Raw genomic sequence first — 23,367 nt, 5'->3', positions numbered from 1 at the left:
GCTACACGCAGCCCACACCCCCGCGTAGGAGCGCACCCGGGCGCGACATCGCTTCACGCGGCGTCGCTTGCCAGGACAGCCGCGTCAAACTGTCAAAGTGAATCGGGCGGTGCAGGGTTATTGCGACGTCGCTGGTATGCGAGAGGCGCGCCAAATGCGGAATGCAGATACCGCAGATCTCTAGCCAGCGCCACCGCGACCAGATGATCGGCAGCGCGCGCGATCCGCCGCGCTGCGGCAAGCGCTCGACTCGAACAAACATTTCAGTCAGCTTCAGCGCGGCATAGTCAGTCATCCGGGTGTCACATTGGGTGTGGCGCACAGGACATGGCGAGCAAGGCGTCCGGTACGCGCTCGCATCATTCCCCCACGGACGCTGCCGCATGCATTGGATGTTGTTGTTTTCGCTGTTGCTCCTGCTTTGGCTGTTGGTCGCCTCGCCGCGTCTGGCGTGGCTGAAGGCCGGACTGTTGTCGTTGCTGCTGCTGTTGCTCAGCGCCTGGGGCCTGGTGGACCGGCTCAGCGGCGACGGCATCAACGCCGCCACGCTGTATCACCTGCGCGCGGACATGGACGGTGCCGGCGTCAGCGATTTCTCCAGCTATATCGCCGTGTTTACCGGCATGGTGCTGCTGTCGCTCAGCCCACTGGTGTTGCTCAAGGTGCGACGCTTCCGTCGCCCGCGCGGGGGCACCGCGGTGTTCGGCGCCTTCGTGGTGATGTTGCTGGTGAGCATCGCGGTCAGCCCGTTGTACCGCGACGGCAAGCGCCTGTACTACCAGTTACGCCCGGTGGATTACGCCACTGTGGTACCGGAATATCTGGTGCCGCAGCAGCCCTTGCAGAAGCGCAAGAACATCGTGTGGATCTACGGTGAGAGCCTGGAGCGCACCTATTTCGATGAAGACGTCTTCCCCGGCCTGATGCCGAACCTGCGCGCGCTCGCCAGCGAGGCGGTGGATGTGCGCAACCTCACCTCCACCGAAGGCAGCGGCTGGACCATCGCCGGCATGGTCGCCTCGATGTGCGGCGTGCCGCTGACCACCGCGCCCGGCGACGAGAACAGCATGGGCCGCATGGGCCTGTTCCTGCCCGAAGCGCGCTGTTTGGGCGACTATCTCAAGGATCAGGGCTACCGCAATCACTATGTCGGCGGCGCCGATGCCAGCTTTGCCGGCAAGGGCAGCTTTCTGTCCAGCCATGGTTTCGATGTGGTGCACGACGTCGGCTACTTCCGCGACAAGGGCGTGGCGCCGAAACACTTTTCCGCCTGGGGCGTGCACGACGATGTGCTGCTGGACGATGCCTGGGACAGCTTCCAGACGCTGTCGCGCGCCGGCCAGCCGTTCATGCTCACCACGCTGACCATGGACACCCACCATCCTGCCGGCCATCTGCCGCTGGCGTGCAAGGGCCAGCACTACGACAGCGCATTGGGCGACATCGGTCTGCTGCATGCGATCAAGTGCAGCGATCGGTTGATCGGCGAGCTGGTCGCGCGCATTCGCAACAGCCGCTACGGCAAGAACACCATCATCGTGATCGCTTCCGATCACCTGGCGATGCCCAACGATCTCAGCGACGTGCTCGCCAAACAGAAGCGCGAAAACCTGCTGCTGTTCCTGGGCAAGGACATCGCGCCACAGCAGGTGGTCACGCGCGCCGGCAGCACGCTGGATTCGGGTGCAACGCTGTTGCAGTTGCTGGAACCGGGCATGCGCTCGCTGGGCTTCGGCCGCTCGCTGCTGACCAGCGATGCGCCACCCAGCGCCAGCGTCGCGGCCAGCCGCGACAGCGGCAAGGACTACCCGCGCTATCTCGCTTACGCACGCACGCTGTGGACCGGGCGCAGCACACGCATGCTGCGTATCAACGGCAATGGCGATGTGGTGGTAGGCGTGCAACAGGTGCGCCCGCCGGTGCTGCTGGAATACGACGACGACACCAATCTGAAGACGGTCTATCTGGAAAACACCTCGCGCCAGTTCGATCGCACCCGCACCGAAGGCACGCTGGCGTACGTGGATCGCTGCACGGCGTTCGAAGACGGCTCGGCCGACGGCGACTGGTGCGCGCTGGTGGTCGACCGCCACCAGAGCATGAAGCTGTATCGCGATCCTGACCTGACCCGCGGCATCGCCGTGGACGCGCCACTGGAGGCCAGCCAGCAAGGCCCGCGCCCACGCGTGCGCCAACCGATCATGCTCACCCAGACTGCCCGCAAGACCGAGGCCGGTCGTTACATGCTGGAGCTGTACGCCAAGCGCCGGCCGACGCGGGCGTTCTGGGTGGAAGCCGTCTCGTCAGAGCGCAAGGTGGTGCTGGCCCAGAAATGGGTGGTGCCCGATGCGGCCGGTCGCATCCGCATGCCGGTGGGCCTGGAGCATGCGGTGGACGATCTGGAGATCCGTGCCTGGCTGGACTACACCGAAGACGTCAGCGTGGACGATCTGGCCCTGGTGAAACAGACCCAGGTCGCGGATCGCTCCTGAGTCTGGCCGTCGTCCTGTTCCGGGGACGGGCGATGTGGATGAGGCAAAGGCAAAGCTTTAAGAGCAACGTCGAAGCGTGCGATCTGCGGTCTGGCTGCAGGGCCCTTGCCCGCCCACCCTCGCGGGCTCTTACGCGGCATGGATGCCGCGTAAGAGCCTCCATGGACGGATTCACGGCGTGTCCCGCAAGCGGTGAGGGCACCGCACGCTCGACCAACCAGCTTTTGACCTAGGCGTTTGAACGTATCTAAACAACGCCAACACCCGAAATCTCGGTTGTTTGGAACAATTGGACGGTTCGGATAACTCAGTTGTAGCGTGGCAGATCCGAAGCCCTACTGCAGCGCCCCTTCCCGCGCACTACATGCACGCGTCGACTCAATCTTCCGCTGCAGGGGTACCATCGGCTGGATCACGCGCCACCGCAGCGCCTGCACGGCTGAAGCGGATTTCCTGCGGCGACTGCAGCGCAATTCCCGCCGTTTCCATCCGCTGCAACAGCGCGAAGAACAGTTCGCTGCGCACCCCATACGAATCGCGCGGGCTGCGCACGTAGGCGAACGAATTGAAGTTGACGTGCCCGCCGGCCAGCGAATCGATGAACACCGAGGGTGCCGGGTCGGCCAGCACCTTGGTGTGCTCGGCGAACAGGTCCAGCAGCATGTTGCGCACCTTTGCCACGTCGGTTTCCAGCGGCACCGAGAACTGCAGCTGCACCCGGCCCATCGGGTTGGACAGCGTCATGTTGCGCACGCTCTTGGTGATCAATTCCGAGTTGGGCACGATCAGGGTGGAGCGGTCGCCGACCTGGATCTCGGTCGCACGCACGCTGATCTTGCGCACGTCGCCCTCCTGATCGCCGATGCGCACCCAATCGCCGATCTTCACCGGCCGCTCGGCCAGCAGGATCAGACCCGACACGAAGTTCTGCGTGATCGCCTGCAGACCGAAACCGATACCCACCGACAGCGCACTCAACACCAGCGCAAGCCGCTTCAGATCCAGGCCCAATGCGGTCAGGCCCCACACCACCACGATCAGCCAGCCCAGATAGCGCGCCACCGTGCTGATGGAATTGCGCGCACCGTCATCGAGCTCGGTCTTGGGCAGATAGGTGTTGAGCAACCACTGCTGCACCACGTGCACCAGCCCCATGCCGAGCAGGAACACGCACAGCGCCCTGAACACATCGCCCGGGGTGATCACCAGTTCCTTGCCGATGGTGATGCCGTGAGCGATGTTCTCCGCCCAGTCGGTGACCACGCTGATGTTGGCGCCATACGGCGTCAGCAGCACCGCGATGCCCAGCAGCACCAGCAGCACCCGTGTCGCCGCCGATATCAGCAGCCCGAGCTGCACCAGGCGTCCGCTGCCGATGCTGAGCGCATGCGACAACGCCCGGCTGAAGCGCCCGTCGGGCTTGAACAGCCAGGTCATCAGATCGTCGGTAAAGACCACCAGCAGGCCGAGCAGACTGCACACCAGGGTGATCCAGATGATCTGCCGCTCCACGAACAAGGCCAGATTGAGATAGCCGAACAAGGCCGCGATCAGCGCGAAGATCACCGCCAGATGGCCCAACAGGCGGATCAGCACGATGAAGCCGCCACCGCGCGAAACCACCGGCGGCGGCGCATCGCTGTCCGGATCGGCCACGCCGGCATTTGCCGCATGCGCGCGCAAGGACAGACTAAGCCCGGCCAATGCCGACAGGATCAGCCCCGCGTACAGCAACGCCGCCACCGCATCGGTGGCGGTGGTCAGCGCCGGGCTGCTGCCGGCCACCTCGTTGATCTTCATCGCCATGCCGCTGAACCAGATCACCGCCGCGGTGGCCAGGCAATGCACGCGCAGGCGGTTGACGGTGGCATCGTCCAGCGGAAACAGGCGCCAGCTGGGCTGGTGTTTCATCAACAGGCTGGCACTGAGCGAACCGACGAAGGCAGCCACCACACTGATGGCGATAAACCCGGTCAGCAGTTGGTCCAGATCGTCGGGCAGCTCGCCGAGCGCGCGGATGCCTTCGACCAGCACGAATGCCGCAATCCCCAGGCTCAGCGTGCCGACCAGCAGAAACCACAGTGCCAGCCCCGAGCGTCGCAGGCGTCCGCCGGGCGCACGCGAGGCCGCATAGCGACGCCCCAGGTGGCGCAGGAAGATGCGTAGCGGGAGTGCCAACAGCAGCGCGACCACCGCAGCGGTGATCAGCCCGCCCACACCGTTGGCTGCGACGCCTGCCTGCACCATCTGCACCGTCTTGTCGGACAATGCCTGCAGGCGGGCACGATCGTCGGGCCATTGTTGGCCGATCTGATTCCACAACGCCGGCGACAACGGCGAGGCCACCCGCATGGAGAGCTTTACGCTGAAGCGTTGCACCCGCTCGCGTTCGAGCCGGTCGGCCAGGTCCTTGGCGTTGGAGACCAGCAGCGTGGCCCGGATGAACTCGGCATTGAGCTGATCGCGCTCCTTGGTCAGCGCCCGGCGCTGCTTTGCCAGGTCGGTCGGTTCGTTTTGCGCCGCGACACCGAGCCCCTCCAATCGCCCGTTGAGCTCTTTGAGCGGTTGCTCCAGCGTGCGGACCAGATCCTGCGCCTGCCGCTGCGCGCCGGTGACGTCATCGGTCAGCTTGCCGAGCTGCTCGGTGTCGGCCTTCTCCATGCCCGCATCGGCCTGGGTCAGCACCTTCTGCATGCTGTCGAGCTGCGTCTGTGCGTTCTCCAGCAGCGTGTCGTCGTCCTGCGCCACGGCGGTGCCCACACACACCACCCACAAGGCGGCCAACAACAGCACACGCTGCAACACGCCGCGACGGGCACCCAGGGCAACTCGGAATTCGGACACAGGCGGACATCGGACAGGCGCACACCAGCGCGGTGCCGGCATCTTAATCCACTGCTTCCAGCCAGGCGGATCAAAGCTGCCGTGAGGGTTCAGCCTGGCAGAGCTCGCCGGGAGCGCCTGGTGCTGCACGATTGGAGTTTTTTTCGATCGCGGTGACAGCGCCATCCGCCGCAGTGGATGCGCCTGTCGGCCATCCCGACCTGCGCATGAACGCGGTGCAGCTTGTCACTTTGTGGCAACGGTACGCTGTCGCAGAATCGGGTCACCGCTACGGCAGACGCAGCGGATGACCGCGAAGGAGACACTCTATGCAGATTCAGATCCAGACCGACAAGCACGTGCCGCATGACCCTTCTGTCGTGCAGCATGTCGAGAAGACCTGCTCCGCCCAGCTGGCGCATTTCGCCAACGACATCACCCGCGTCGACGTGCATTTGCGCGATGAAAACGGCCAACGCGGCGGCGCGGCGGATCGGACCTGCAGCATCGAGGCGCACGTCGCCGGCCTGCCACCGATCGCGGCCACCAATAGCGCCGAAACCACCGCTTCGGCCGTCACCGGCGCCGCGCGCAAGCTGCGCACCGCCATCGAACACGCACGTGGCAAGCAGCACGCCAAGGCCACCGCACCGCCGCCGGAAGTGCTCTGATCCGGGCCTGGGCAGGGCGGCGCTCGGCGCCCCCTGCCAACTGACAACCGATCCCTTGATGGCGTTGCAATGCCCACGACGCGTCGACACTCAAGGCGCCATCCATACCCTGATCCAGAAACGCAATCGGCCCGCTGCAGTATCACTGCAGCGGGCCGATGGGTTTTGATCTGGTGCGCCCGGAGGGATTCGAACCCCCGACCAATGGCTTCGGAAGCCACTACTCTATCCGGCTGAGCTACGAGCGCCTGGTCGGGCATTATGCCAGAACCGCTGCCGCGCGCGTGACACCCCGCAGCGCGAGCCTGTCGAACGGCTGGGCACCGCCGCGTTGCCGGCCGGGCCAGCCCGGATCCACCGCCCGCGCGAACCGGGTTGGCACGGCGTCGCGCAGCCGCCCGAAAGGTTGGACGATGCCTGGCTCGAGCATCACCCAGCGCATGACCGCAGCCGAGCCGCGCTGCTACCCTTTGCAGCATGAACAAGCATGGTGTTGAACAGCTGCCGGCAGCGCCCGCGCTGACCTGGCCGCAGCGATTGGGGCAGTACTGGACGTTGGTCCGCGGCGATCGTCCGATCGGCAGCCTGTTATTGCTGTGGCCTACCTGGTGGGCATTGTGGTTGGCTGCAGGTGGCCTGCCGCCGCTGTGGACGCTGTTCGTATTCACCGCCGGGGTCTGGCTGACCCGCTCGGCCGGCTGCGTGATCAACGACTATGCCGACCGCTGGCTGGACCCGCATGTGGAGCGCACCAAGTCGCGTCCGCTGGCCACCGGCGCGGTGTCCGGGCGCGAGGCGCTGTGGGTGTTCGTGGCGCTGATGCTGGTGGCGTTCGCGCTGGTGCTCACGCTCAACTGGCTGACCGTGGCATTGAGCGTGCCGGGCGTGTTGCTGGCCGCCAGCTACCCCTATCTCAAACGCCACACCCACCTGCCCCAGGTCTATCTAGGCATGGCCTTCGGCTGGGGCATCCCGATGGCCTTTGCCGCGGTGCACGGCAGCGTGCCATGGCTGGCCTGGCTGCTGTACGCGGCCAACATCCTCTGGGCGACGGCCTACGACACCTGGTATGCCATGGTCGACCGCGAGGACGACATCCGCATGGGCAGCAAGTCCACCGCCATCCTGTTCGGCAGGTTCGACCTGATCGCGCAGGGCCTGCTGTACGCAGCGATGTTTGCGGCACTGGCACTGGTCGGCCTGCGCGTCGATCTCGGCATCGCATATTGGGCAGGACTGGGCGTTGCAGTGCTGCTGGTGGCCTACGAATTCCGCCTCGCCCGCCATCGCGAACGCGGCCCCTGCTTCCGCGCCTTCCTGCACAACAACTGGGTGGGCCTGGCGATCTTCGTCGGCATCGCCGCGGCCCTGGCAGTGCGCTGACCCGCAGACAGGCAAATCGCCTCGGCTTACGCCCCTCTCCCCGGGGGAGATGGGTCGGGTGAGGGTACGGGCGAAGCCCCATGGTGCAGCTCACAACCCACCAAGCGTCACGGCACCCGCGCGCATACCCACGCATCCACCCGCTGCACACCGGCCCGACGCAAGGCCTGCGCCGCCGCATGCAGCGTCGCACCGGTGGTCATCACGTCATCCACCAAGGCCACATGCGCCGGCAAGGTGCCACGCGCGACAAAGGCCTGGCGCAGATTGCGCTGGCGCTCGGCCGCATCCAGCTCCGATTGCGGCGCGGTCGCGCGGACCCGGCGCAGCAACGGCAGGCAGGGCAACCGCAGCGCGCGGCCAAGCGGTCTGGCCAGCTCCAGGGCCTGATCGTAACCCCGCTGGCGCAAGCGCTGCGGATGCAGACTCACCGGCACCAGCGCCTGCGGACGCGGCAGGCCCGCACAACCTGTGGCCATCAACTCGCTGAGCAGACGCCCGGCGGCCAGATCCTGGTGAAACTTGAAACGCCGCAGCAGACCGTCCACCGGCCAGCGATAGGTGAAGCACGCATGCGCGCGCTGCAGCGGTGGCGGATGCTGCAGGCATTGCCCGCATGGCAGCGCGCCATCGGAGGCGTACACCGGCGTTGCGCAACACAGGCAGGCGTGCCCGTGATCCGGCAATGCGGCGCGACACGACGGGCACAGATCGCAATCGGCGCTGCCTGCTTCAGCGCACACCAGGCACAGGCTCGGCAGCAGCAGCCGCAACACCCGTCGCGGCCACCTGTAAACCGAACGCACCTCATCGAAGTTGACAGCCTCTTCCATGCTCACCAGACTGCCTGGCTTCCAAGCCGCTGACTGTCAGGAAACCCCGATGTCTGTTGTCGTACGCCATGACTGGGATCGCAATGAGCTGCAGGCGCTGTTCGATCTGCCGTTTCCGGAGCTGCTGCACCGCGCCGCCAGCGTGCATCGCGCCCATTTCGATCCGGCGCAGGTGCAGGTCTCCACGCTGTTGTCGGTCAAAACCGGCGGCTGCCCGGAAGACTGCGCGTACTGCCCGCAGGCGCAGCGCTACGACACCGGCGTGACCGCGCAAAAGCTGATGGAGACCGAAGAGGTCGTCGCCAAGGCACGCCAGGCCAAGGCCGCCGGCGCCTCGCGCTTCTGCATGGGCGCGGCCTGGCGCTCGCCCAAGGAGCGCGACATCCCCAAGGTCGCGGCGATGATCCGCGAGGTCAAGGCGATGGGCCTGGAAACCTGCGCCACGCTCGGCATGCTCGACGCCGGCCAGGCGCGCGCGCTCAAGGACGCCGGGCTGGACTACTACAACCACAATCTGGACACCGCGCCGGATTACTACGACTCGATCATCCACACCCGCCAGTATCAGGACCGCCTGAACACGCTGGAGCATGTGCGCGATGTCGGCCTGAAGACCTGCTGCGGCGGCATCGTCGGCATGGGCGAAACCCGCGAGCACCGCATCGGCCTGCTGCTGGCGCTGGCCACGCTGCCGGCGCATCCGGATTCGGTCCCGATCAACCAGCTGGTCCAGGTCGCCGGCACCCCGCTGCACGGCACCCAGCAACTGGATCCGTTCGAGTTCGTACGCATGATCGCGGTCGCCCGCATCACGATGCCGCATTCGATGGTGCGCCTGTCCGCCGGCCGCGAAGCGATGAGCGACGAACTGCAGGCGCTGTGCTTCCTGGCCGGCGCCAACTCGATCTTCTACGGCGAAAAACTGCTGACCACCGGCAACCCGGACACCGAACGCGACCAGGCCCTGTTCCAGCGCCTGGGCCTGCGCCCGATGCAGATCACCGTCGACGCCGCCGACCACGACCACCCCGGCACCGTGCATGCGGAGATTACCCGCAGCCCGGCCTGCGAGCACGCCGCCTAACCGCGAATCGAGCGCCCGGCACCGATCGTCGGTGCCGGCTGGGCGCGCCGAGCGCGGCAGGCTACGCTAACGGCCCCTTCTGCCGTTGAATGCCCCCATGGCTCGCCCCGATCTGCACGAACGGATTTCGTCGCTGCGCACATTGCGTGTGGCCCAGGAACGGGTGCGGGTGCGGCGGCTGGTGGGGCGTCGCGATGGCGTGCGGCTGGAAGTCGATGGCCGCTGGCTGACCGGTTTCTGCTCCAACGATTATCTGGGCCTGTCGCAGCAGTTCGGAGTGGTCGCCGCGTTGCAGGACGCCGCCGCGCGCGATGGGGCCGGCGCCACCGCCTCGCACCTGATCTGCGGCCACCACACCGCGCACGAGACGCTGGAGCGCGAGATCGCGCAGTGGCTCGGCTATCCGTCGGCGCTGCTGTTCGGCAGCGGCTTCATCGCCAACCTGGCGGTGCAGCAGGCCTTGCTCAGCGAAGAGGACGATGTCTGCGTGCAGGACCGGCTCAACCACGCCAGCCTGCTCGATGCCACGCGCCTGGCCGGCTGCCGGCTGCGCCGCTATCCACATCTGGATGTGGAAGGCGCGATGCGTCAGCTCAAGGGCGCGCCCGAGGGCGCGGCGATGCTGGCCAGCGATGGCGTCTTCAGCATGGATGGCGATGTCGCGCCGCTGCGCGCGCTGAGCCTGGTCGCGCGCATGCAGCAGGCGCTGTTCTATGTCGACGACGCACATGGCGTGGGCGTGCTCGGGCCGCAGGGGCGCGGCTGCGTGGCCGATGCCGGACTGGGCGTGGCCGAGGTGCCGCTGCAACTGGTGACCCTGGGCAAAGCGCTCGGTGGCTATGGCGCCGTCGTTGTCGGCGAAGAAACGCTGGTGCGCCACCTGGCCGAAACCGCGCGCCCCTACATCTACACCACCGCATTGCCGCCGGCGCAGGTCGCTGCGACCCTGGCGGCCGTGCGCCTGGCGCGTCGCGACGATTGGCGGCGTGCCAAGCTGGCCGAGTCGATCGGCAGTTTCCGCGATGGCGCACGCCGCCATGGCTTCGAACTGATGGCCTCCGATACGCCGATCCAGCCCCTGCTGTGCGGCGAAGAAGCCACGGTGATGGCGATGTCCGTGGCGCTGGAACAGGCCGGCTTTCTGGTCGGCGCGATCCGCCCGCCCACCGTGCCCGAAGGCAAGGCGCGTCTGCGTGTGACCTTGTCCGCCCTGCATACGCCGCAGCAGGTGCAGGCCTTGATCGAGGCCATCGTGCAGGCGCGCGATGTGGTCAGTCGGCAGCCGTTGCGTGCGTCTGCTTGAGGGCCGCGCTCAAGACGATTGCGCAGTAGCCGCGCGGCGGCAGCCGCTGCGCGACGAGGCAGCGTCATTGATGTCGCCGGATCGCCGGTGTTGGCGCGCTCATGCACGCCCGCAACGGGCCTGGCGCGCAGTGCAGATCAGCTGCACGCGCAGCGCATGCTGGCGCAAGACACTTCGCGCCGCACGCGCCGACCCATGCGCCGGTCAACGCCATCAGCGACAATCCCCGCATGCATATCGATGTCATCGGCCACGGGCCTGCACTGGTTCTTCTGCACGGTTGGGCGTTGCACGGCGGCGTGTTTGCGCCGTTGGTGGAACGCCTGGCCGCGCACCATCAACTGCATCTGGTGGATCTGCCCGGGCACGGTTTCAGCCGCGACGACGGCACGCCGCTGGCGCTGCCGGACGTGGTCGCCGGCATCGCCGCCGCCACGCCGCCGGCGGTGTGGGTCGGCTGGTCGTTGGGCGGGCTGTTCGCGCTGCATGCCGCGGCCACCCAGCCCAAGCTGCGCGGGCTGGCGATGATCGCGGCCACGCCGCGCTTCGTGCGTGGCAACGAGTGGCCCGACGCAGTCGAGCGCGAGGTGTTCGTGCAATTCGGCCAGGACTTGGCGCGCGACTATCGCGGCACGCTGGAGCGGTTTCTGGCGCTGGATACGCTGGGCTCGGCGCATGCCCGCGCCGAGTTGCGCAGCCTGCGCGAGACGCTGGTGGCGCGCGGCGAACCTGCCGCCGAAGCACTGCAGCAAGGCCTGAACCTGCTGGAACGCAGCGACCTGCGCCGCGCGCTGCCGCAGCTCGCACGCCCCAGCCTGTGGATTGCCGGCCAACGCGACCGGCTGGTACCGGCGGCAGGCATGCAGGCCGCCGCGGCGCTGGCGCCGCACGCGCAGGCGCTGACCATTGCCGGTGGCGGGCACGCACCGTTTCTTGGCCATGCCGATCAGGTCGCCGAGGCGCTGCAACGCTTCGTTGCGTCCGTGCCGTGAGCGGATCGTCGATCATGCGGCATCGCTGATAGAGGAAATACGCATGGATCTGGGAATCGCCGGGCGCTGGGCACTGGTGTGCGCCGCCAGCAAAGGCTTGGGGTTGGGCTGCGCACGCGCACTGGTTAGCGAAGGCGCCAACGTGGTGATCGTCGCGCGCGGCCGCGATGCCCTGGAGCAGTCCGCCGAGGCGTTGCGCGCATTGCCGGGCGCCGGCGAAGTGCGCAGCGTGGTGGCCGATATCGCCACTCCGCAAGGACGCAACGATGCGCTCGCCGCCTGCCCGCAGGTGGATATCCTCGTCAACAACGCCGGTGGCCCACCGCCCGGCGATTTTCGTCAGTGGGACCGCGACGACTGGCTGCGCGCACTGGACGCCAACATGCTGGCGCCGATCGAACTGATCCGCGCCAGCGTCGATGCGATGCGCGCGCGGCGCTTCGGCCGCATCGTCAACATCACCTCCAGTGCAGTGAAGGCGCCGATCGACATCCTCGGCCTGTCCAATGGCGCGCGCGCCGGCCTTACCGGCTTCGTCGCCGGGCTGGCGCGCAGCACGGTCGCCGACAACGTCACCATCAACAATCTGCTGCCCGGCCAGTTCGCCACCGACCGCCTGCGCGGCAACTTCGCGGCGATCGCGCAACAGCACGGCCTCGGCGCCGAGGATGTCGCCGAGCGCAAGCGCGCGGGCATTCCGGCCGGGCGCTTCGGCGAGCCGGACGAATTCGGTGCGGCCTGCGCGTTCCTGTGCAGCGCACAGGCCGGCTACATCACCGGGCAGAACCTGCTGATCGACGGCGGCAGCTATCCCGGCACGTTCTAGAGCGCGCCGGCCACGCGGCGGGTTGTGGCGACCGCGGGCATCCGTTCGTGTTCGGCCACGACTCGGCACGTCGAAACCCGTTGCCGGTCGCCGCGCAGCCGCTGGCAGACCGACCGACCGCTGAGCTCTCCAGGCCGATGCCAGGCCACACATCGATTCCCTCCGCCCCGGCCACAGGCGACAATAGCGCCGCTCATGAACAGTACTTTCGACCCCCGCCACGTCCGGCGCGCCTTTGCGCGTGCCGCCAGCAGCTATGCCGCCGCCGCCGCGCTACAGCGCGAAGCGGAAACGCGCCTGCTCGAATCGCTCGACTACCTGGGCGACCAGGTGCCCAAGGTGGTGCTGGATGTCGGCGCCGGCCCCGGCCATGCCAGCGGCGCGATCAAGAAGCGCTGGCCCAAGGCGCAGGTGATCGCGCTGGATCAGGCCATGCCGATGCTGCGCCAGGCGCGCAAGGCGGCGGGCTGGTGGAAGCCGTTCGCACAGGTCTGCGCCGATGCACGCGCCTTGCCGGTGGCCGACGGCAGCGTGGACGTGATCTTCAGCAACCTGTGCCTGCAGTGGGTGGAAGACCTGCCAGCGGTGTTCGCCGGTTTCCGCCGTGCGCTGCGACCGGGCGGCTTGTTGCTGTGCTCCACCTTCGGTCCGGAAACGCTGATCGAATTGCGCGAGGCCTTCGCCCAGGCCGACCCGGCCCCGCACGTCAGCCGGTTTCCGCCGATCGCCCAATTCGGCGATGCCTTGCTGATGTCCGGCTTCCGCGACCCGGTGCTGGACCGCGACCTGTTCACGCTGACCTATAGCGACCTGCCCGCTTTGATGCGCGAGCTGCGCGCGATGGGCGCCACCAACGCACTCAGCAATCGCCGCGCCACCCTGACCGGGCGCGGCCGCTTTGCCGCCGCCAGCGCCGCCTACGAGCCCTTGCGGCGGCCGGACGGCAGCTTGCCCAGCTCCTGGGAAGTGATCTACGCCCATGCCTGGGCACCGGCACCGGGCGCGCCCATCCGCGAACAGGGGCACGACGTCGCCAGCGTGCCGGTGGCCTCGATCCCGATCCGCCGCCGCATCGACTAGCCGCGTGCAGATCGCCGGCAGCACCGCAGCCGCTGCCGGCGAGACACACAGTTTTGCGACGACACCAATGCGGACCTGTCAGGCTCGGTCGCGACACCCGGTAGAATTCAGCAGTCAACGGCCGCATGTTCCTGTTGCGGTTTGCCTTTTCGACGCCTCAACCGGCGTGGCTAGCAAGACGCAGCAAGCAGTCGTCAGGTGGCTGCAGACGGCGCGCAGGAACCGCTGTGTACACGTGGTACATGCAGGTTCCGAGCACCGGCAGCGCCCCGCCCGGCCGCTGCACTGTCGTTTCGATAGCCGCTCTTAGGTTTGCGGCCCCCGTCCCCCAATCGGCCTTCCCAATGTTGAAGTGGCTCATCATCGCGCTGTTCATCGCATCGGCGCTGTACATCCATTACCGCGGTCGCGTGCGGCACCGGCTCAGCCGGCAGCTGCTGGACCATTCCACCTTCATGGCACCGATCAACACGCTGATGTATCTGTGTTCGCGGGTGCCGACCACACCGTTCATCGATCCCGGCAAGGAGTTCCCGGAGCTGGCGCCGTTGCGCGCCAACTGGCCGCTGATCCGCGATGAAGCGGTGGCGCTGCAGCAGATGCAGAAGATCCGCGCCGCCGACGGCTACACCGACATCGGCTTCAACTCGTTCTTCCGCCGCGGCTGGAAGCGCTTCTATCTGAAGTGGTACGGCACCGCGCACCCGTCGGCGTCCGAGCTGTGTCCGCAGACCACCGCGCTGCTGAAGTCCATCCCCACGGTCAAGGCGGCGATGTTCGCCGAGTTGCCGCCAGGCAGCGAACTGCGCCCGCACCGCGACCCGTTCGCCGGGTCCATGCGCCTGCACCTGGGGCTGGCCACGCCTAACGACGACCGCTGCTTCATCGATGTCGACGGGCAGCGCCATAGCTGGCGCGATGGCGAGTGGACGATGTTCGACGAGACCTACATCCACTACGCGCGCAACGACACCGGCCAGGACCGCATCATCCTGTTCTGCGACATCGAGCGCCCGATGCGCTGGCGCTGGGCGGCGGCGGTGAACCGCTTCGTCGGCCGCAGCCTGCTCTCGGCCGGCGCCTCGCCCAATCAGGAAGGCGACAAGACCGGCGGCATCAACCGCGTGTTCCGCTATTTCTATGCCGCACGCCTGAAGGCCAAGGCGCTGAAGGAACGCAACAATCCGCTGTACCAGACGCTCAAGTGGGGCATCTTCATCCTGGTGGTGGTCGGGATCGTGTTGCTGTAACCCCGACCGCAGCGTAGGAGCGCACCCGGGCGCGATGAGGCGTTACCGGTGACGCTCAATCGCGCGCAAGCGCGCTCCTACATAGGCAGAGGTCCGGCCGCAATACCGCATCAATCACGTAGGAGCGCACCCGGGCGCGATGAGGCGTTACCGGTGACGCGTTATCGCGCCCGGGTGCGCTCCTACGCAGTGCCGGTCGATGCGCTCAGCGCGAGACCTGCGCGATCCACTCCTGCAGGTTGTAGTAGTTGGTCACACGGGTGATGGTGCCGTCGCGCACAGCGAAGAACGCACCGCCCGGCAGCACATAGGTTTGCCCGTTGGCTTCCGGCAGGCCTTCGTCGGTGGTGTGGTAGACCCCGTGCACCACGTACTCGGCACCCACCCGCGTGCCGTCCTCGTTCGCGGTGATCACGATGTCGCGCAGCTGCTCGCGGTAACTGTCGTTCATGCGCTGCAGGAAGGCGGCAAATTCCGCCCGGCCGATCTCGCGCGGCCCCTGATTGAGATCGTGCGCGACGTCGTCGGCCAGGAACGCCAGCATGGCGTCCCAATCGCCGCGGTTGAATGCCGCGTAGTAAGCCTGGACCAGGCCGGTGGCGTGTTGCCGATTGCTCTCGCTCATGCTCGCACCTGCCGCTGGGAAAGCCGCATCATAGAGCGCGTTGTGCGCTTCAACACGCCTGCCTCGCGGCACACCCGGCGTCAGGCGCCCTGCACCACCAGATCGCGATGGAAGTAATAGACCTCCTGCAGCAGGAAGCGCCAGCTGGTGTGGAAGCTGCGAAAGCGCGTGCTGGGCGTGGAAGAGGCCAGCGCGTCCACCCCCAGCTCATCGCTCAGCCGCAGCGCGCGCGCCATGTGCAACGGGTCGCTGACGATGATCGCCCGGTGCATGCCGTGCCGGTCCATCAGCGCGCGTGCCTGCTGCAGATTCTGCCGGGTGGTGCGCGAGACCGTCTCGATCACGATCGCCTCCGGCGGTACGCCGTGGCGTAGCGCATAGCGCCGCGCCACCTGCGACTCGGCAAAGCGCGCGCCATTGCCGAAGCCGCCGGTGAACAGCAGCCGCGGCGCGTAGCCCTGCGCGTACAGGTCCAGCGCATGCCGGATGCGCTCTTCGAACACCGGCGAGGGGCGCGCGTCGTAGGCGGCCGCGCCCAGCACGATGATCACGTCGGCCGGCGCGGCCTGGTCGCGATCGCCGACCCAGACGATCCAGCCGGCCACGCCCACCAGCCAGATCAACGTCAGCATGCACAGGCGCCAGCACCAGCCCCACAGACCCATCCCGCGCGACCGCCTGCTCACGCCGCGGCCCAGGGCAGCACGTCCAGATCGACATTGCCGCCGGACAGGATCAGCCCGATCCGCCGCCCGGCAAAGCGTGCCGGGTCGGCCAGCACCGCCGCCAGCGCAATCGCCGAGGACGGCTCCACGACATGTTTGAGGATCTGCCAGATCAGCCGCATCGCCTGCACCACCGCTGCATCGTCCACGGTGATCACCTGCGCGTCGGCGGCCTGCAACAGCGCGAAATTCGGCGCACCCAGGGTGCCGCGCAGGCCGTCGCAGAGCGTGTCGGGCACGAAGTCGACCAGGCGCTCGCCGGCGGCCAACGAGCGCGCGGTGTCGGCCGCCCCGCTCGGCTCGGCAAGCACCAGCGCGCAGCCCGGCGCCGATCGCAGCGCCAGCGCAGTGCCGGCGGCCAGCCCGCCGCCGCCGACCGGTGCCACCAGCACATCCAGCCCGCCGCTTTGCCGCAGCAGTTCCAGCGCGGCGGTGCCCTGCCCGGCAATCACCGCCGGGTCGGTATATGGATGCACCAGCGTCGCGCCGCTGCCGGCCTGGACCTCGGCACACATCTGCTCGCGCGCCGCGATGGTGGGCGCGCAGCGCCACAGCGTGGCGCCGTGACGGGAAATATTGGCCAGCTTGGCGGCCACCGCGCCTTCGGGCACCACCACGTGGCAGCCGATCCCGCGGGTGCGCGCGGCGAGTGCCAACGCAGCGCCGTGATTGCCGGACGAATGGGTGACCACGCCGCGCGCGGCAAGCTCTGCCGGCAACGACCACACCGCGTTGCAGGCGCCACGGAACTTGAATGCGCCGCTGCGCTGCAGGTGTTCGGCCTTGAAGAACAGCTGCGCACCGCAGAGGGCGTCCAGGCTGTGCGAGGTCAGCAGCGGCGTCGGCGCACACTGCGGCGCGATGCGCGCGGCGGCTTGCAGGACGTCGGAATGGGCAAGAGGGATCGTCTCGATCATGCCTGCAAGATTAACGTATCGCCCCCGCCTTCACGGCTGCAGGCGCAGTGCCCGCGCATGCTGGATCGATGCAGAAGCGCCACATTGCGGCACAGTTAAGGACCGATTCAATGCATCGGCTCGAAAGTGACACCATGGTTGCAGGAGGGCACCATCGATGAAATTCCGTCTGATCTTCGCCGCCGGGCTGTTGGCCCTGGGCGGCTGCGCAACCTACGACTACACCGGCGCTGGGTCGGGCGGCTATTACCGCGGCGCGCCTGCGGTGCAGTATCGCTACCCGCCGGGGTACTCGCCGTATTCCTACGGCAACCCGTACGGCAACCCGTATGGCGCAGGGTCGATCGGGCTGTACGACTACCCGGTGTATCCGGTCTACCGCGGCGGCGGTGGCTATTACTATCGCCAGAACGATCGGCGCCCGCAGTACCGGCCACCACGTCCAAATGGCTCGTTCAACAATGGCCCGCGTCCCAACGGGCCGCGCCCGCAACAGCCCAACCGCCCACCGGCGACCGGCGCTCCGCCGTCGCGGCCGCCGCCCCGCATCGGTGCTCCGCCGCGGGTGATCCGGGAGATTCAACGGCAGACCGCGCCACGCAACACGCGTGAGCAGATTCCCTGAGGTGCTGACTGCGACGTGGCCCACAAATGGGGATGTTGGGGGCTTGCGTTCAGCCGGCACTTGGTTGCAAGCTAGGTGCTCTGTGTGACCTGCCACGTCATTTTTTGACCTGACCCGTTTCACTGACCGACTTATGTCGATGTCCGACAGGGAAATCTGGATCCCCCCTGTTCCGGCCCTGTCGGATATCGGCGCCTCCAAAACATAAAGCCCCGGCATGCCGGGGCTTTATGTTTTGTCGTCTGGTCTGCCGTGCCGCAGCTGGGGATACCCGTGCGAGCAGGCTGGGCCGTGCTGGCATTGGATCGCAGAAAAAAATAAGGGTCGGCAGTCCCCCGACTACCGACCCTTACGCTACCCCATCGCACGCGTGGCTGGCCCCTGTTCCAATTCCAGCCTTGCGCCCATGTCGCAATGCCACGACGGGTGCAGTAGGGATATCCGCACGGAACATGCCAACTTGAGTGCCACTGTTCAATAATGTGATACACGTCACAATTTTAGTGGTTTCGTGACCTAACCCGCCCTTCAGCCGATACTTTCGCGGCCGCCAACTTCCTTCTGCTCCTGGTCCACGCCCATGTCCGATACCTTCTATCGCTACGACGTCATCGTGATCGGCGGCGGCCATGCCGGCACCGAAGCGGCGCTGGCCTCCGCGCGCGCCGGTGCACGCACGTTGCTGTTGACCCACAACATCGAGACAGTGGGCGCGATGAGCTGCAACCCGGCCATTGGCGGGATCGGCAAGGGCCATCTGGTCAAGGAGATCGACGCGCTGGGCGGGGCGATGGCACGCGCGGCGGATCAGGCCGGCATCCAGTGGCGCACGCTCAATGCCTCCAAGGGGCCGGCGGTGCGCGCCACCCGTTGCCAGGCCGACCGCAACCTCTACCGCAACGCGATCCGCAGCATCGTCGAGGCGCAGCCCAACCTGACCGTGTTCCAGGCGGCGGTGGACGACCTGATCATCCACCACGGCGCTGCCGAAGCCGACAGCGTGCGCGGCGTGATCACCCAGACCGGGCTGCGCTTCGAAGCGCCGGCGGTGGTGCTGACCGCCGGCACCTTCCTGGCCGGCAAGATCCATGTCGGCGAAACCCAGTACGCGGCCGGACGCATGGGCGACCCGCCGGCCACCACGCTGGCCGCGCGGCTGCGCGAGCGGCCGTTCGCGATCGACCGACTCAAGACCGGTACCCCGCCGCGCATCGACGGGCGCACGCTCGACTACGGCGTGATGGCCGAACAACCCGGCGACGATCCGCTGCCGGTGATGTCGTTCATGGGCCAGCTCAGCGATCACCCGCGCCAGGTCAGCTGCTGGATCACCCAGACCACCGAGCAGACCCACGACATCATCCGCAGCGCGCTGCATCGCTCGCCGCTGTATTCGGGGCAGATCGAAGGCATCGGCCCGCGTTACTGCCCGTCGATCGAAGACAAGGTGGTGCGCTTTGCCGAGAAGACCAGCCACCAGATCTTCGTCGAGCCCGAAGGCCTGGAGGTGGCCGAGATCTATCCCAACGGCATCTCCACCTCGCTGCCGTTCGACGTGCAGCTGGCGCTGGTGCGCTCGATCCACGGGTTTGCGCAGGCGCATATCACCCGCCCCGGCTACGCGATCGAATACGACTTCTTCGACCCGCGCGGGCTCAAGGCCTCGCTGGAAACCAAGGCGGTGGGCGGGCTGTTCTTCGCCGGCCAGATCAACGGCACCACCGGTTACGAGGAGGCCGCCGCACAGGGCCTGCTGGCCGGGCTCAATGCCGCGCGGCATGTGCAGGGATTACCGGCATGGTCGCCGCGCCGCGACGAGGCCTACCTGGGCGTGCTGGTGGACGATCTGATCACCCACGGCACCACCGAGCCGTATCGCATGTTCACCAGCCGCGCCGAATACCGGCTGCAGCTGCGCGAGGACAACGCCGATGCGCGCCTGACCGGCGTCGGCCGCGCGATGGGTCTGGTCGACGATGCGCGCTGGGCGCGGTTTTCCGCCAAGCAGGAGGCGGTGCAGCGCGAAAGCGCGCGCTTGTCGGCGCTATGGGCGACCCCGGGCAATGCGCTGGGCCGCGACGTGGCCCAGACCCTGGGCGTGTCGGTGAGCCGCGAAACCAACGCGCTGGACCTGATCAAGCGCCCCGAACTCAACTACGCCACCTTGATGCGCGTGCCGACGCTGGGGCCGGGCGTGGACGATGCGCAGGTAGCCGAGCAAGTGGAGATCAGCGTCAAGTACGCCGGTTACCTGGATCGCCAACGCGGCGACATCGCGCGTCAGCAGCGCCATGAAACCACGCCGATCCCGGAAGGATTCGATTATGCCGGCGTGCGCGGGTTGTCGAACGAAGTGCAGCAGAAACTCGAACGCGTGCGCCCGCAAAGCATCGGCCAGGCGCAACGCATTCCCGGCATGACGCCGGCGGCGATCTCGCTGCTGCTGGTGCATCTGGAACGGGCGCGCCGCAGCCAGGTGGCGTAAGCGCCCGCCCAGGCGCGGGCAGGTGAATGTCGGCGGTCTGTTCGAACCCCTGCGGTTACACGCTGAAAACGCGTGGCTGATTGTCAGCAGATGTCACAGCGCGACGCCATGTCGCCGCATGCGAACCCACACGTCGGCATCGCATGGGCGATGCCGGGAAGTTTGATGGAGGTCGCGACAGAGTTGGTATGCTCCGGCACCACTGACGACGTCCTGTTCATGAACCCACTGCGCGCCCTGCTGAGGCCAACCTGCCGAATCGCCTGTCCCGCCCTCCTGCTGATGCTGGGCGGCACCTCGCACGCGGCCGCGCAGACCGAAGAAGACGGGCGTTACTGGCTGAGCGTGTATGCCCAGGGCAAGCTGCCGGTCGAAAACCTGTACTGGAGCATGGATGTGCATCCACGCTGGCGCGAAGAGGGCGAACAGTTCGATCAATTGATCCTGCGCCCTGCGGTGTTTTACCGGCTCAATCCCAAGGCCAGTGTTTGGATGGGCTACGACACCATCATCAGCCACCCGGCCGGGCAATCCTCCAACCGCGAGAATCGCTGGTGGGGACAGTTTCAATATCAGTTCGATCCGATTGCAAATATCACCATGACCAGTCGCACGCGTCTGGAGCAGCGTCACCGCGAAGGTTTCAGCGACGAAGGGTATCGGGTGCGCCAGATGATCAGGGCCGTCCGGCCCAGTGCCTTGTCTCCGCAACTGTCGTGGGTGGCGTTCAACGAACTGTTCGTCAATCTCGATCAGACCGAATGGGGGGCGCGTCGCGGTCTCGACCAGAACCGCGTCTTCGTCGGCATCAACTGGAAGTTCAACGACATCGCCAATGTCGACATCGGCTATCTGAATCAGTTCGTCAATACCCGCACGGTGGACCGCGAAAACCACGTGCTGATGACCACGTTCCGCTTCAACTTCTGAGAGCGGCTAACAACACGTAGCGAGCGGTCGTGCGGTGAGTGCGGGCCTTGATCGTCGTTTCCCGGCGTCGGTGACCTGCATGAGGCCATGGCTGCAGCGCTGCGGCAGCCGCGCATGGCACACGCCTGCCGCACGCCCTTACGCCGCCCTGCGCTCGATGGCGGGCAGCAAGCGCTGACGCAGCACCAGTGCCGCCATCTCCAGCGTTTCGCCGGCGGCGCGCAGGACCCCGCCCATATTGATGAAGCCGTGGATCATGCCGGGAAAGCTGTGCAGGGTGACTTCCACGCCAGCGGCGCGCAGACGTTCGGCATAGCTGCGTCCTTCGTCGTAGAGCATGTCGCGATCGCCCACGATGATCAGCGCGGACGCAACCCCGGCCACCTCCGGCGCCAGCATCGGCGAGACGCGCCAGTCCTGTGCAACGGCGGGGTCGGGCAACAGATGACTTTTGAAGAAGCGCACCGCCTCTATCGTCAGCGGCGGCACGCCCGCATTGTGCAATCGCGACGGATACTGCCCGTTGTCCTCGCGCGCATCGGTGCGTGGATACACCAGCACCTGGCAGCGCAACGCGATCCCGGCGTCGCGCGCGGCCATGGCCCCGCCGATACTGTCGCCAGCCACTGCCAGGCGCTGTACATCGGCATTGACCGCGTCGGGTCGGGCAACCAGCCAGTGCAGGGTCGCAATCACGTCCTCCACGCCGGCCGGCGCGGGATGTTCCGGTGCCAGGCGATAGTCGATCGCCAGCAGCTGGCAGCCGGCGCGCGCCGCCAGTTGCCGGCAGACGTCGTCATGGGAGTCGAGGTCGCCCACCACACCACCGCCGCCGTGCACGAACAGGCAGGTCGGGGCCGGACCGGCGGCCAGCCCGGACGGGCGATACAGGCGCAGGCGCACCGTGCCGGCAGCGGTGCCGGCCTGCAGATCGCGCACTTCGGCCATCTCTACACGTGGGAAACCCAGCTGCGCGCCGAGTGCACGCATCATTGCGCGTGCGCCCTCGATCGGCAGGGTTTCCATCGGTGGTTGAGCGGCGTGTTGGAGCTGGGCAAACAGGCGCACGACATCGGGATCAAACGACATGACGGACGCTCCGGAAGACGATGGCTGAGCCTGCCAGATACTGATGATCAATCACCATTAAATGTCATCAATCATTTCAATGACGTTGCGGATTTGCGCCACAGCACCGCAGAAACCGGTGCTGCCGATGCGTGCGGTTGCAGCGGCGATGCCTGACGCGCGCTTGGCGAACAGTTGCGCAAACGGCATCCGTTTGTTTTTTGCTGCGCTGCATCGCGTCTGCGTGCTTGCATCCGCGCGCAACTGTCTGACGACCATGAGCGGTGCATGCCGGCAGCGCTCCAGGCGTGGCGCTGCTGTCGCGCCGAATAGCGCACGAACCGCAACGGCGGTCTAGTCTTCGTCCTCGGCAGCGGCCTCGCGGCCTTGCTGACGGATCAGGTTTTCCTGACGTGAGTCCTCGATCGAGGCACGGATGGCACGCACGTCGGCGCGGCGGGTGTCGAACTTGAAGCGTCCGCTCAGCACGCTGTCCGGGCGCAGCTCGCCCTTTTCGAACAGTGCCCACATCTCTTCGCCGTAATGGGTTTCCAGCAACTCCGGGGCGAAGCGGCCGAGACAGTCGCGCAGGTTGTGCACGTCGCGCAGCAGCATGTCGCGCGCGGCATTGTTGCCGGCAGCACTGACCACCTGCGGGAAATCGATCAACACCGGGCCCTCGGGCGAGACCAGTACGTTGTATTCGGACAGATCGCCATGCACCAGGCCCAGCGACAGCATCTTGACCACATCGCCGATCAGGCTGGTGTGGAAGCTGCGTGCCTGCTCCGGCTCCAGGTCCACTTCGCCCAGCCGCGGCGCGCTGTGGCCGGCCTCGTCGGTGACCAGGTCCATCAGCAGCACGCCGTGGAAATAGCCGCGCGGCTTGGGCACATGCACGCTGGCGTCCATCAGTTGGTAGAGCACCTCGGCTTCGGTGTTCTTCCACGCGGTCTCGGCTTCGCGCCGGCCGAACTTGGTGGCCTTGCCCATCGCGCGCGCCTGGCGGCTGCCACGCACTTTACGGCCTTCCTGATATTGCACGCGCGCCTGGAAGCTACGTTGCGCCATGTCCTTGTAGACCTTGGCGCACAGGATGTCGGCGCCTGTGCTGACCACGTAGACGGATGCTTCCTTGCCGCTCTTCAGTGGTCGCAACACTTCGTCGATGATGCCGTCGTCGATCAGCGGTTGCAGGCCCTTGGGGGTTTTCATGGACTAAGGGGACCGATCCGAAACAAACCAGCAGCGATTA

Annotated in this window: 22 protein-coding genes, 1 tRNA gene and 1 other RNA gene; 12 read left to right on the top strand and 12 right to left on the bottom strand. The window is 66.9% G+C overall.

The features are described from left to right. Position 1: 1 nt before the first annotated feature. On the bottom strand, positions 2-295 hold the full coding sequence (locus tag XaplCFBP3123_RS13175; RefSeq protein WP_172453237.1) for a hypothetical protein: 294 nt from the start codon (positions 293-295) through the stop codon (positions 2-4). 88 nt (positions 296-383) lie between these two features. On the opposite strand from XaplCFBP3123_RS13175, the gene XaplCFBP3123_RS13170 reads away from it, so the two are divergent. After that, positions 384-2,492, top strand: a complete 2,109-nt coding sequence (locus XaplCFBP3123_RS13170) for a phosphoglycerol transferase I (RefSeq protein ID WP_104534450.1) — start codon at positions 384-386, stop codon at positions 2,490-2,492. A 378-nt stretch (positions 2,493-2,870) separates the two neighbouring features. Here the strand turns inward: XaplCFBP3123_RS13170 and XaplCFBP3123_RS13160 are convergent, their stop codons facing one another. Further along, a complete protein-coding gene (locus XaplCFBP3123_RS13160; RefSeq protein WP_172453267.1) occupies positions 2,871-5,294 on the bottom strand; it encodes a DUF3772 domain-containing protein in 2,424 nt (807 codons plus the stop codon). 350 nt (positions 5,295-5,644) lie between these two features. Here XaplCFBP3123_RS13160 and XaplCFBP3123_RS13155 point away from each other — a divergent pair, with 350 nt between their 5' ends. Next, the gene (locus tag XaplCFBP3123_RS13155; protein WP_104534447.1) at positions 5,645-5,986 is read left to right on the top strand and encodes an HPF/RaiA family ribosome-associated protein; all 342 of its coding nucleotides are present in this window, start codon (positions 5,645-5,647) and stop codon (positions 5,984-5,986) included. A 171-nt stretch (positions 5,987-6,157) separates the two neighbouring features. On the opposite strand, the gene XaplCFBP3123_RS13150 is transcribed toward XaplCFBP3123_RS13155, so the two are convergent. Next, positions 6,158-6,234, bottom strand: a tRNA-Arg gene (locus XaplCFBP3123_RS13150). Positions 6,235-6,245: 11 nt separating this feature from the next. Further along, complete coding sequence (locus XaplCFBP3123_RS13145; RefSeq protein ID WP_104534446.1) at positions 6,246-6,428, bottom strand: hypothetical protein; 183 nt, start codon at positions 6,426-6,428, stop codon at positions 6,246-6,248. Positions 6,429-6,463: 35 nt separating this feature from the next. Here XaplCFBP3123_RS13145 and ubiA point away from each other — a divergent pair, with 35 nt between their 5' ends. Beyond that, complete coding sequence (gene ubiA / locus XaplCFBP3123_RS13140) at positions 6,464-7,369, top strand: 4-hydroxybenzoate octaprenyltransferase (RefSeq protein ID WP_104534445.1); 906 nt, start codon at positions 6,464-6,466, stop codon at positions 7,367-7,369. Positions 7,370-7,476: 107 nt separating this feature from the next. Here the strand turns inward: ubiA and XaplCFBP3123_RS13135 are convergent, their stop codons facing one another. Beyond that, the gene (locus XaplCFBP3123_RS13135; RefSeq protein ID WP_172453251.1) at positions 7,477-8,202 is read right to left on the bottom strand and encodes a ComF family protein; all 726 of its coding nucleotides are present in this window, start codon (positions 8,200-8,202) and stop codon (positions 7,477-7,479) included. 49 nt (positions 8,203-8,251) lie between these two features. Here XaplCFBP3123_RS13135 and bioB point away from each other — a divergent pair, with 49 nt between their 5' ends. The 5 genes from bioB (at position 8,252) to bioC (ending at position 13,487) form a co-directional block, all read left to right on the top strand. Then, entirely contained in the window at positions 8,252-9,286 is a 1,035-nt protein-coding gene (bioB, locus tag XaplCFBP3123_RS13130; protein WP_104534443.1) for a biotin synthase BioB, read from the top strand. A gap of 97 nt (positions 9,287-9,383) precedes the next feature. After that, positions 9,384-10,589: an 8-amino-7-oxononanoate synthase gene (bioF, locus tag XaplCFBP3123_RS13125; RefSeq protein ID WP_104534442.1), complete on the top strand. Its 1,206-nt coding sequence runs from the start codon at positions 9,384-9,386 to the stop codon at positions 10,587-10,589. A 230-nt stretch (positions 10,590-10,819) separates the two neighbouring features. Continuing rightward, positions 10,820-11,581 (top strand): pimeloyl-ACP methyl ester esterase BioH, encoded by a 762-nt coding sequence (bioH, locus tag XaplCFBP3123_RS13120; protein ID WP_104534441.1) that lies wholly within the window; start codon positions 10,820-10,822, stop codon positions 11,579-11,581. Positions 11,582-11,624: 43 nt separating this feature from the next. Continuing rightward, positions 11,625-12,407 (top strand): SDR family oxidoreductase, encoded by a 783-nt coding sequence (locus tag XaplCFBP3123_RS13115; protein ID WP_104534440.1) that lies wholly within the window; start codon positions 11,625-11,627, stop codon positions 12,405-12,407. A 195-nt stretch (positions 12,408-12,602) separates the two neighbouring features. Next, on the top strand, positions 12,603-13,487 hold the full coding sequence (gene bioC / locus XaplCFBP3123_RS13110) for a malonyl-ACP O-methyltransferase BioC (RefSeq protein WP_104534439.1): 885 nt from the start codon (positions 12,603-12,605) through the stop codon (positions 13,485-13,487). Between the two features lie 168 nt (positions 13,488-13,655). Here the strand turns inward: bioC and XaplCFBP3123_RS13105 are convergent. Next, positions 13,656-13,731, bottom strand: a non-coding RNA gene (locus tag XaplCFBP3123_RS13105) — sX9 sRNA. A 100-nt stretch (positions 13,732-13,831) separates the two neighbouring features. Here XaplCFBP3123_RS13105 and lpxO point away from each other — a divergent pair. Next, positions 13,832-14,737 (top strand): lipid A hydroxylase LpxO, encoded by a 906-nt coding sequence (gene lpxO / locus XaplCFBP3123_RS13100; RefSeq protein WP_104534438.1) that lies wholly within the window; start codon positions 13,832-13,834, stop codon positions 14,735-14,737. Positions 14,738-14,942: 205 nt separating this feature from the next. Here lpxO and XaplCFBP3123_RS13095 read toward each other — a convergent pair whose 3' ends face one another. The 3 genes from XaplCFBP3123_RS13095 to XaplCFBP3123_RS13085 all read right to left on the bottom strand — a co-directional run bounded on the left by XaplCFBP3123_RS13095 (position 14,943) and on the right by XaplCFBP3123_RS13085 (position 17,004). Next, entirely contained in the window at positions 14,943-15,362 is a 420-nt protein-coding gene (locus tag XaplCFBP3123_RS13095) for a nuclear transport factor 2 family protein (RefSeq protein ID WP_104534437.1), read from the bottom strand. 80 nt (positions 15,363-15,442) lie between these two features. After that, positions 15,443-16,060: a YdcF family protein gene (locus tag XaplCFBP3123_RS13090; RefSeq protein ID WP_104534579.1), complete on the bottom strand. Its 618-nt coding sequence runs from the start codon at positions 16,058-16,060 to the stop codon at positions 15,443-15,445. Next, the gene (locus XaplCFBP3123_RS13085; protein WP_104534436.1) at positions 16,045-17,004 is read right to left on the bottom strand and encodes a pyridoxal-phosphate dependent enzyme; all 960 of its coding nucleotides are present in this window, start codon (positions 17,002-17,004) and stop codon (positions 16,045-16,047) included. The genes XaplCFBP3123_RS13090 and XaplCFBP3123_RS13085 overlap by 16 nt, the downstream gene beginning before the upstream one ends. A 157-nt stretch (positions 17,005-17,161) precedes the next feature. Here XaplCFBP3123_RS13085 and XaplCFBP3123_RS13080 point away from each other — a divergent pair, with 157 nt between their 5' ends. The 3 genes from XaplCFBP3123_RS13080 (at position 17,162) to XaplCFBP3123_RS13070 (ending at position 21,044) form a co-directional block, all read left to right on the top strand. After that, positions 17,162-17,629, top strand: a complete 468-nt coding sequence (locus XaplCFBP3123_RS13080) for a hypothetical protein (RefSeq protein WP_104534435.1) — start codon at positions 17,162-17,164, stop codon at positions 17,627-17,629. A gap of 580 nt (positions 17,630-18,209) precedes the next feature. Further along, entirely contained in the window at positions 18,210-20,114 is a 1,905-nt protein-coding gene (mnmG, locus tag XaplCFBP3123_RS13075; RefSeq protein WP_104534434.1) for a tRNA uridine-5-carboxymethylaminomethyl(34) synthesis enzyme MnmG, read from the top strand. Between the two features lie 219 nt (positions 20,115-20,333). Further along, positions 20,334-21,044, top strand: a complete 711-nt coding sequence (locus XaplCFBP3123_RS13070; protein WP_104534578.1) for a DUF2490 domain-containing protein — start codon at positions 20,334-20,336, stop codon at positions 21,042-21,044. Positions 21,045-21,182: 138 nt separating this feature from the next. Here XaplCFBP3123_RS13070 and XaplCFBP3123_RS13065 read toward each other — a convergent pair whose 3' ends face one another. The 3 genes from XaplCFBP3123_RS13065 to XaplCFBP3123_RS13060 all read right to left on the bottom strand — a co-directional run bounded on the left by XaplCFBP3123_RS13065 (position 21,183) and on the right by XaplCFBP3123_RS13060 (position 23,327). Continuing rightward, positions 21,183-22,133 (bottom strand): alpha/beta hydrolase, encoded by a 951-nt coding sequence (locus tag XaplCFBP3123_RS13065; RefSeq protein WP_104534433.1) that lies wholly within the window; start codon positions 22,131-22,133, stop codon positions 21,183-21,185. 57 nt (positions 22,134-22,190) lie between these two features. Further along, the gene (locus tag XaplCFBP3123_RS21235; RefSeq protein WP_146091342.1) at positions 22,191-22,391 is read right to left on the bottom strand and encodes a hypothetical protein; all 201 of its coding nucleotides are present in this window, start codon (positions 22,389-22,391) and stop codon (positions 22,191-22,193) included. Positions 22,392-22,466: 75 nt separating this feature from the next. Then, positions 22,467-23,327, bottom strand: a complete 861-nt coding sequence (locus XaplCFBP3123_RS13060) for a PA4780 family RIO1-like protein kinase (RefSeq protein WP_104534432.1) — start codon at positions 23,325-23,327, stop codon at positions 22,467-22,469. Positions 23,328-23,367 lie beyond the last annotated feature (40 nt).

Source organism: Xanthomonas arboricola pv. populi (assembly GCF_002939945.1).
Lineage (GTDB): Bacteria > Pseudomonadota > Gammaproteobacteria > Xanthomonadales > Xanthomonadaceae > Xanthomonas > Xanthomonas arboricola_A.
This window is presented reverse-complemented; position numbering and strand designations above follow the sequence as displayed.

Excerpts from the sequence above, each read along its gene's own strand:
- XaplCFBP3123_RS13175 (WP_172453237.1), bottom strand. The coding sequence starts at position 295 with ATGACTGACTATGCCGCGCTGAAGCTGACTGAAATGTTTGTTCGAGTC.
- XaplCFBP3123_RS13170 (WP_104534450.1), top strand. The coding sequence starts at position 384 with ATGCATTGGATGTTGTTGTTTTCGCTGTTGCTCCTGCTTTGGCTGTTG.
- XaplCFBP3123_RS13155 (WP_104534447.1), top strand. The coding sequence starts at position 5,645 with ATGCAGATTCAGATCCAGACCGACAAGCACGTGCCGCATGACCCTTCT.
- XaplCFBP3123_RS13145 (WP_104534446.1), bottom strand. The coding sequence starts at position 6,428 with ATGCGCTGGGTGATGCTCGAGCCAGGCATCGTCCAACCTTTCGGGCGG.
- ubiA (WP_104534445.1), top strand. The coding sequence starts at position 6,464 with ATGAACAAGCATGGTGTTGAACAGCTGCCGGCAGCGCCCGCGCTGACC.
- XaplCFBP3123_RS13135 (WP_172453251.1), bottom strand. The coding sequence starts at position 8,202 with ATGGAAGAGGCTGTCAACTTCGATGAGGTGCGTTCGGTTTACAGGTGG.
- bioB (WP_104534443.1), top strand. The coding sequence starts at position 8,252 with ATGTCTGTTGTCGTACGCCATGACTGGGATCGCAATGAGCTGCAGGCG.
- bioF (WP_104534442.1), top strand. The coding sequence starts at position 9,384 with ATGGCTCGCCCCGATCTGCACGAACGGATTTCGTCGCTGCGCACATTG.
- bioH (WP_104534441.1), top strand. The coding sequence starts at position 10,820 with ATGCATATCGATGTCATCGGCCACGGGCCTGCACTGGTTCTTCTGCAC.
- XaplCFBP3123_RS13115 (WP_104534440.1), top strand. The coding sequence starts at position 11,625 with ATGGATCTGGGAATCGCCGGGCGCTGGGCACTGGTGTGCGCCGCCAGC.
- bioC (WP_104534439.1), top strand. The coding sequence starts at position 12,603 with ATGAACAGTACTTTCGACCCCCGCCACGTCCGGCGCGCCTTTGCGCGT.
- lpxO (WP_104534438.1), top strand. The coding sequence starts at position 13,832 with ATGTTGAAGTGGCTCATCATCGCGCTGTTCATCGCATCGGCGCTGTAC.
- XaplCFBP3123_RS13095 (WP_104534437.1), bottom strand. The coding sequence starts at position 15,362 with ATGAGCGAGAGCAATCGGCAACACGCCACCGGCCTGGTCCAGGCTTAC.
- XaplCFBP3123_RS13085 (WP_104534436.1), bottom strand. The coding sequence starts at position 17,004 with ATGATCGAGACGATCCCTCTTGCCCATTCCGACGTCCTGCAAGCCGCC.
- XaplCFBP3123_RS13080 (WP_104534435.1), top strand. The coding sequence starts at position 17,162 with ATGAAATTCCGTCTGATCTTCGCCGCCGGGCTGTTGGCCCTGGGCGGC.
- mnmG (WP_104534434.1), top strand. The coding sequence starts at position 18,210 with ATGTCCGATACCTTCTATCGCTACGACGTCATCGTGATCGGCGGCGGC.
- XaplCFBP3123_RS13070 (WP_104534578.1), top strand. The coding sequence starts at position 20,334 with ATGAACCCACTGCGCGCCCTGCTGAGGCCAACCTGCCGAATCGCCTGT.
- XaplCFBP3123_RS13065 (WP_104534433.1), bottom strand. The coding sequence starts at position 22,133 with ATGTCGTTTGATCCCGATGTCGTGCGCCTGTTTGCCCAGCTCCAACAC.
- XaplCFBP3123_RS21235 (WP_146091342.1), bottom strand. The coding sequence starts at position 22,391 with ATGGTCGTCAGACAGTTGCGCGCGGATGCAAGCACGCAGACGCGATGC.
- XaplCFBP3123_RS13060 (WP_104534432.1), bottom strand. The coding sequence starts at position 23,327 with ATGAAAACCCCCAAGGGCCTGCAACCGCTGATCGACGACGGCATCATC.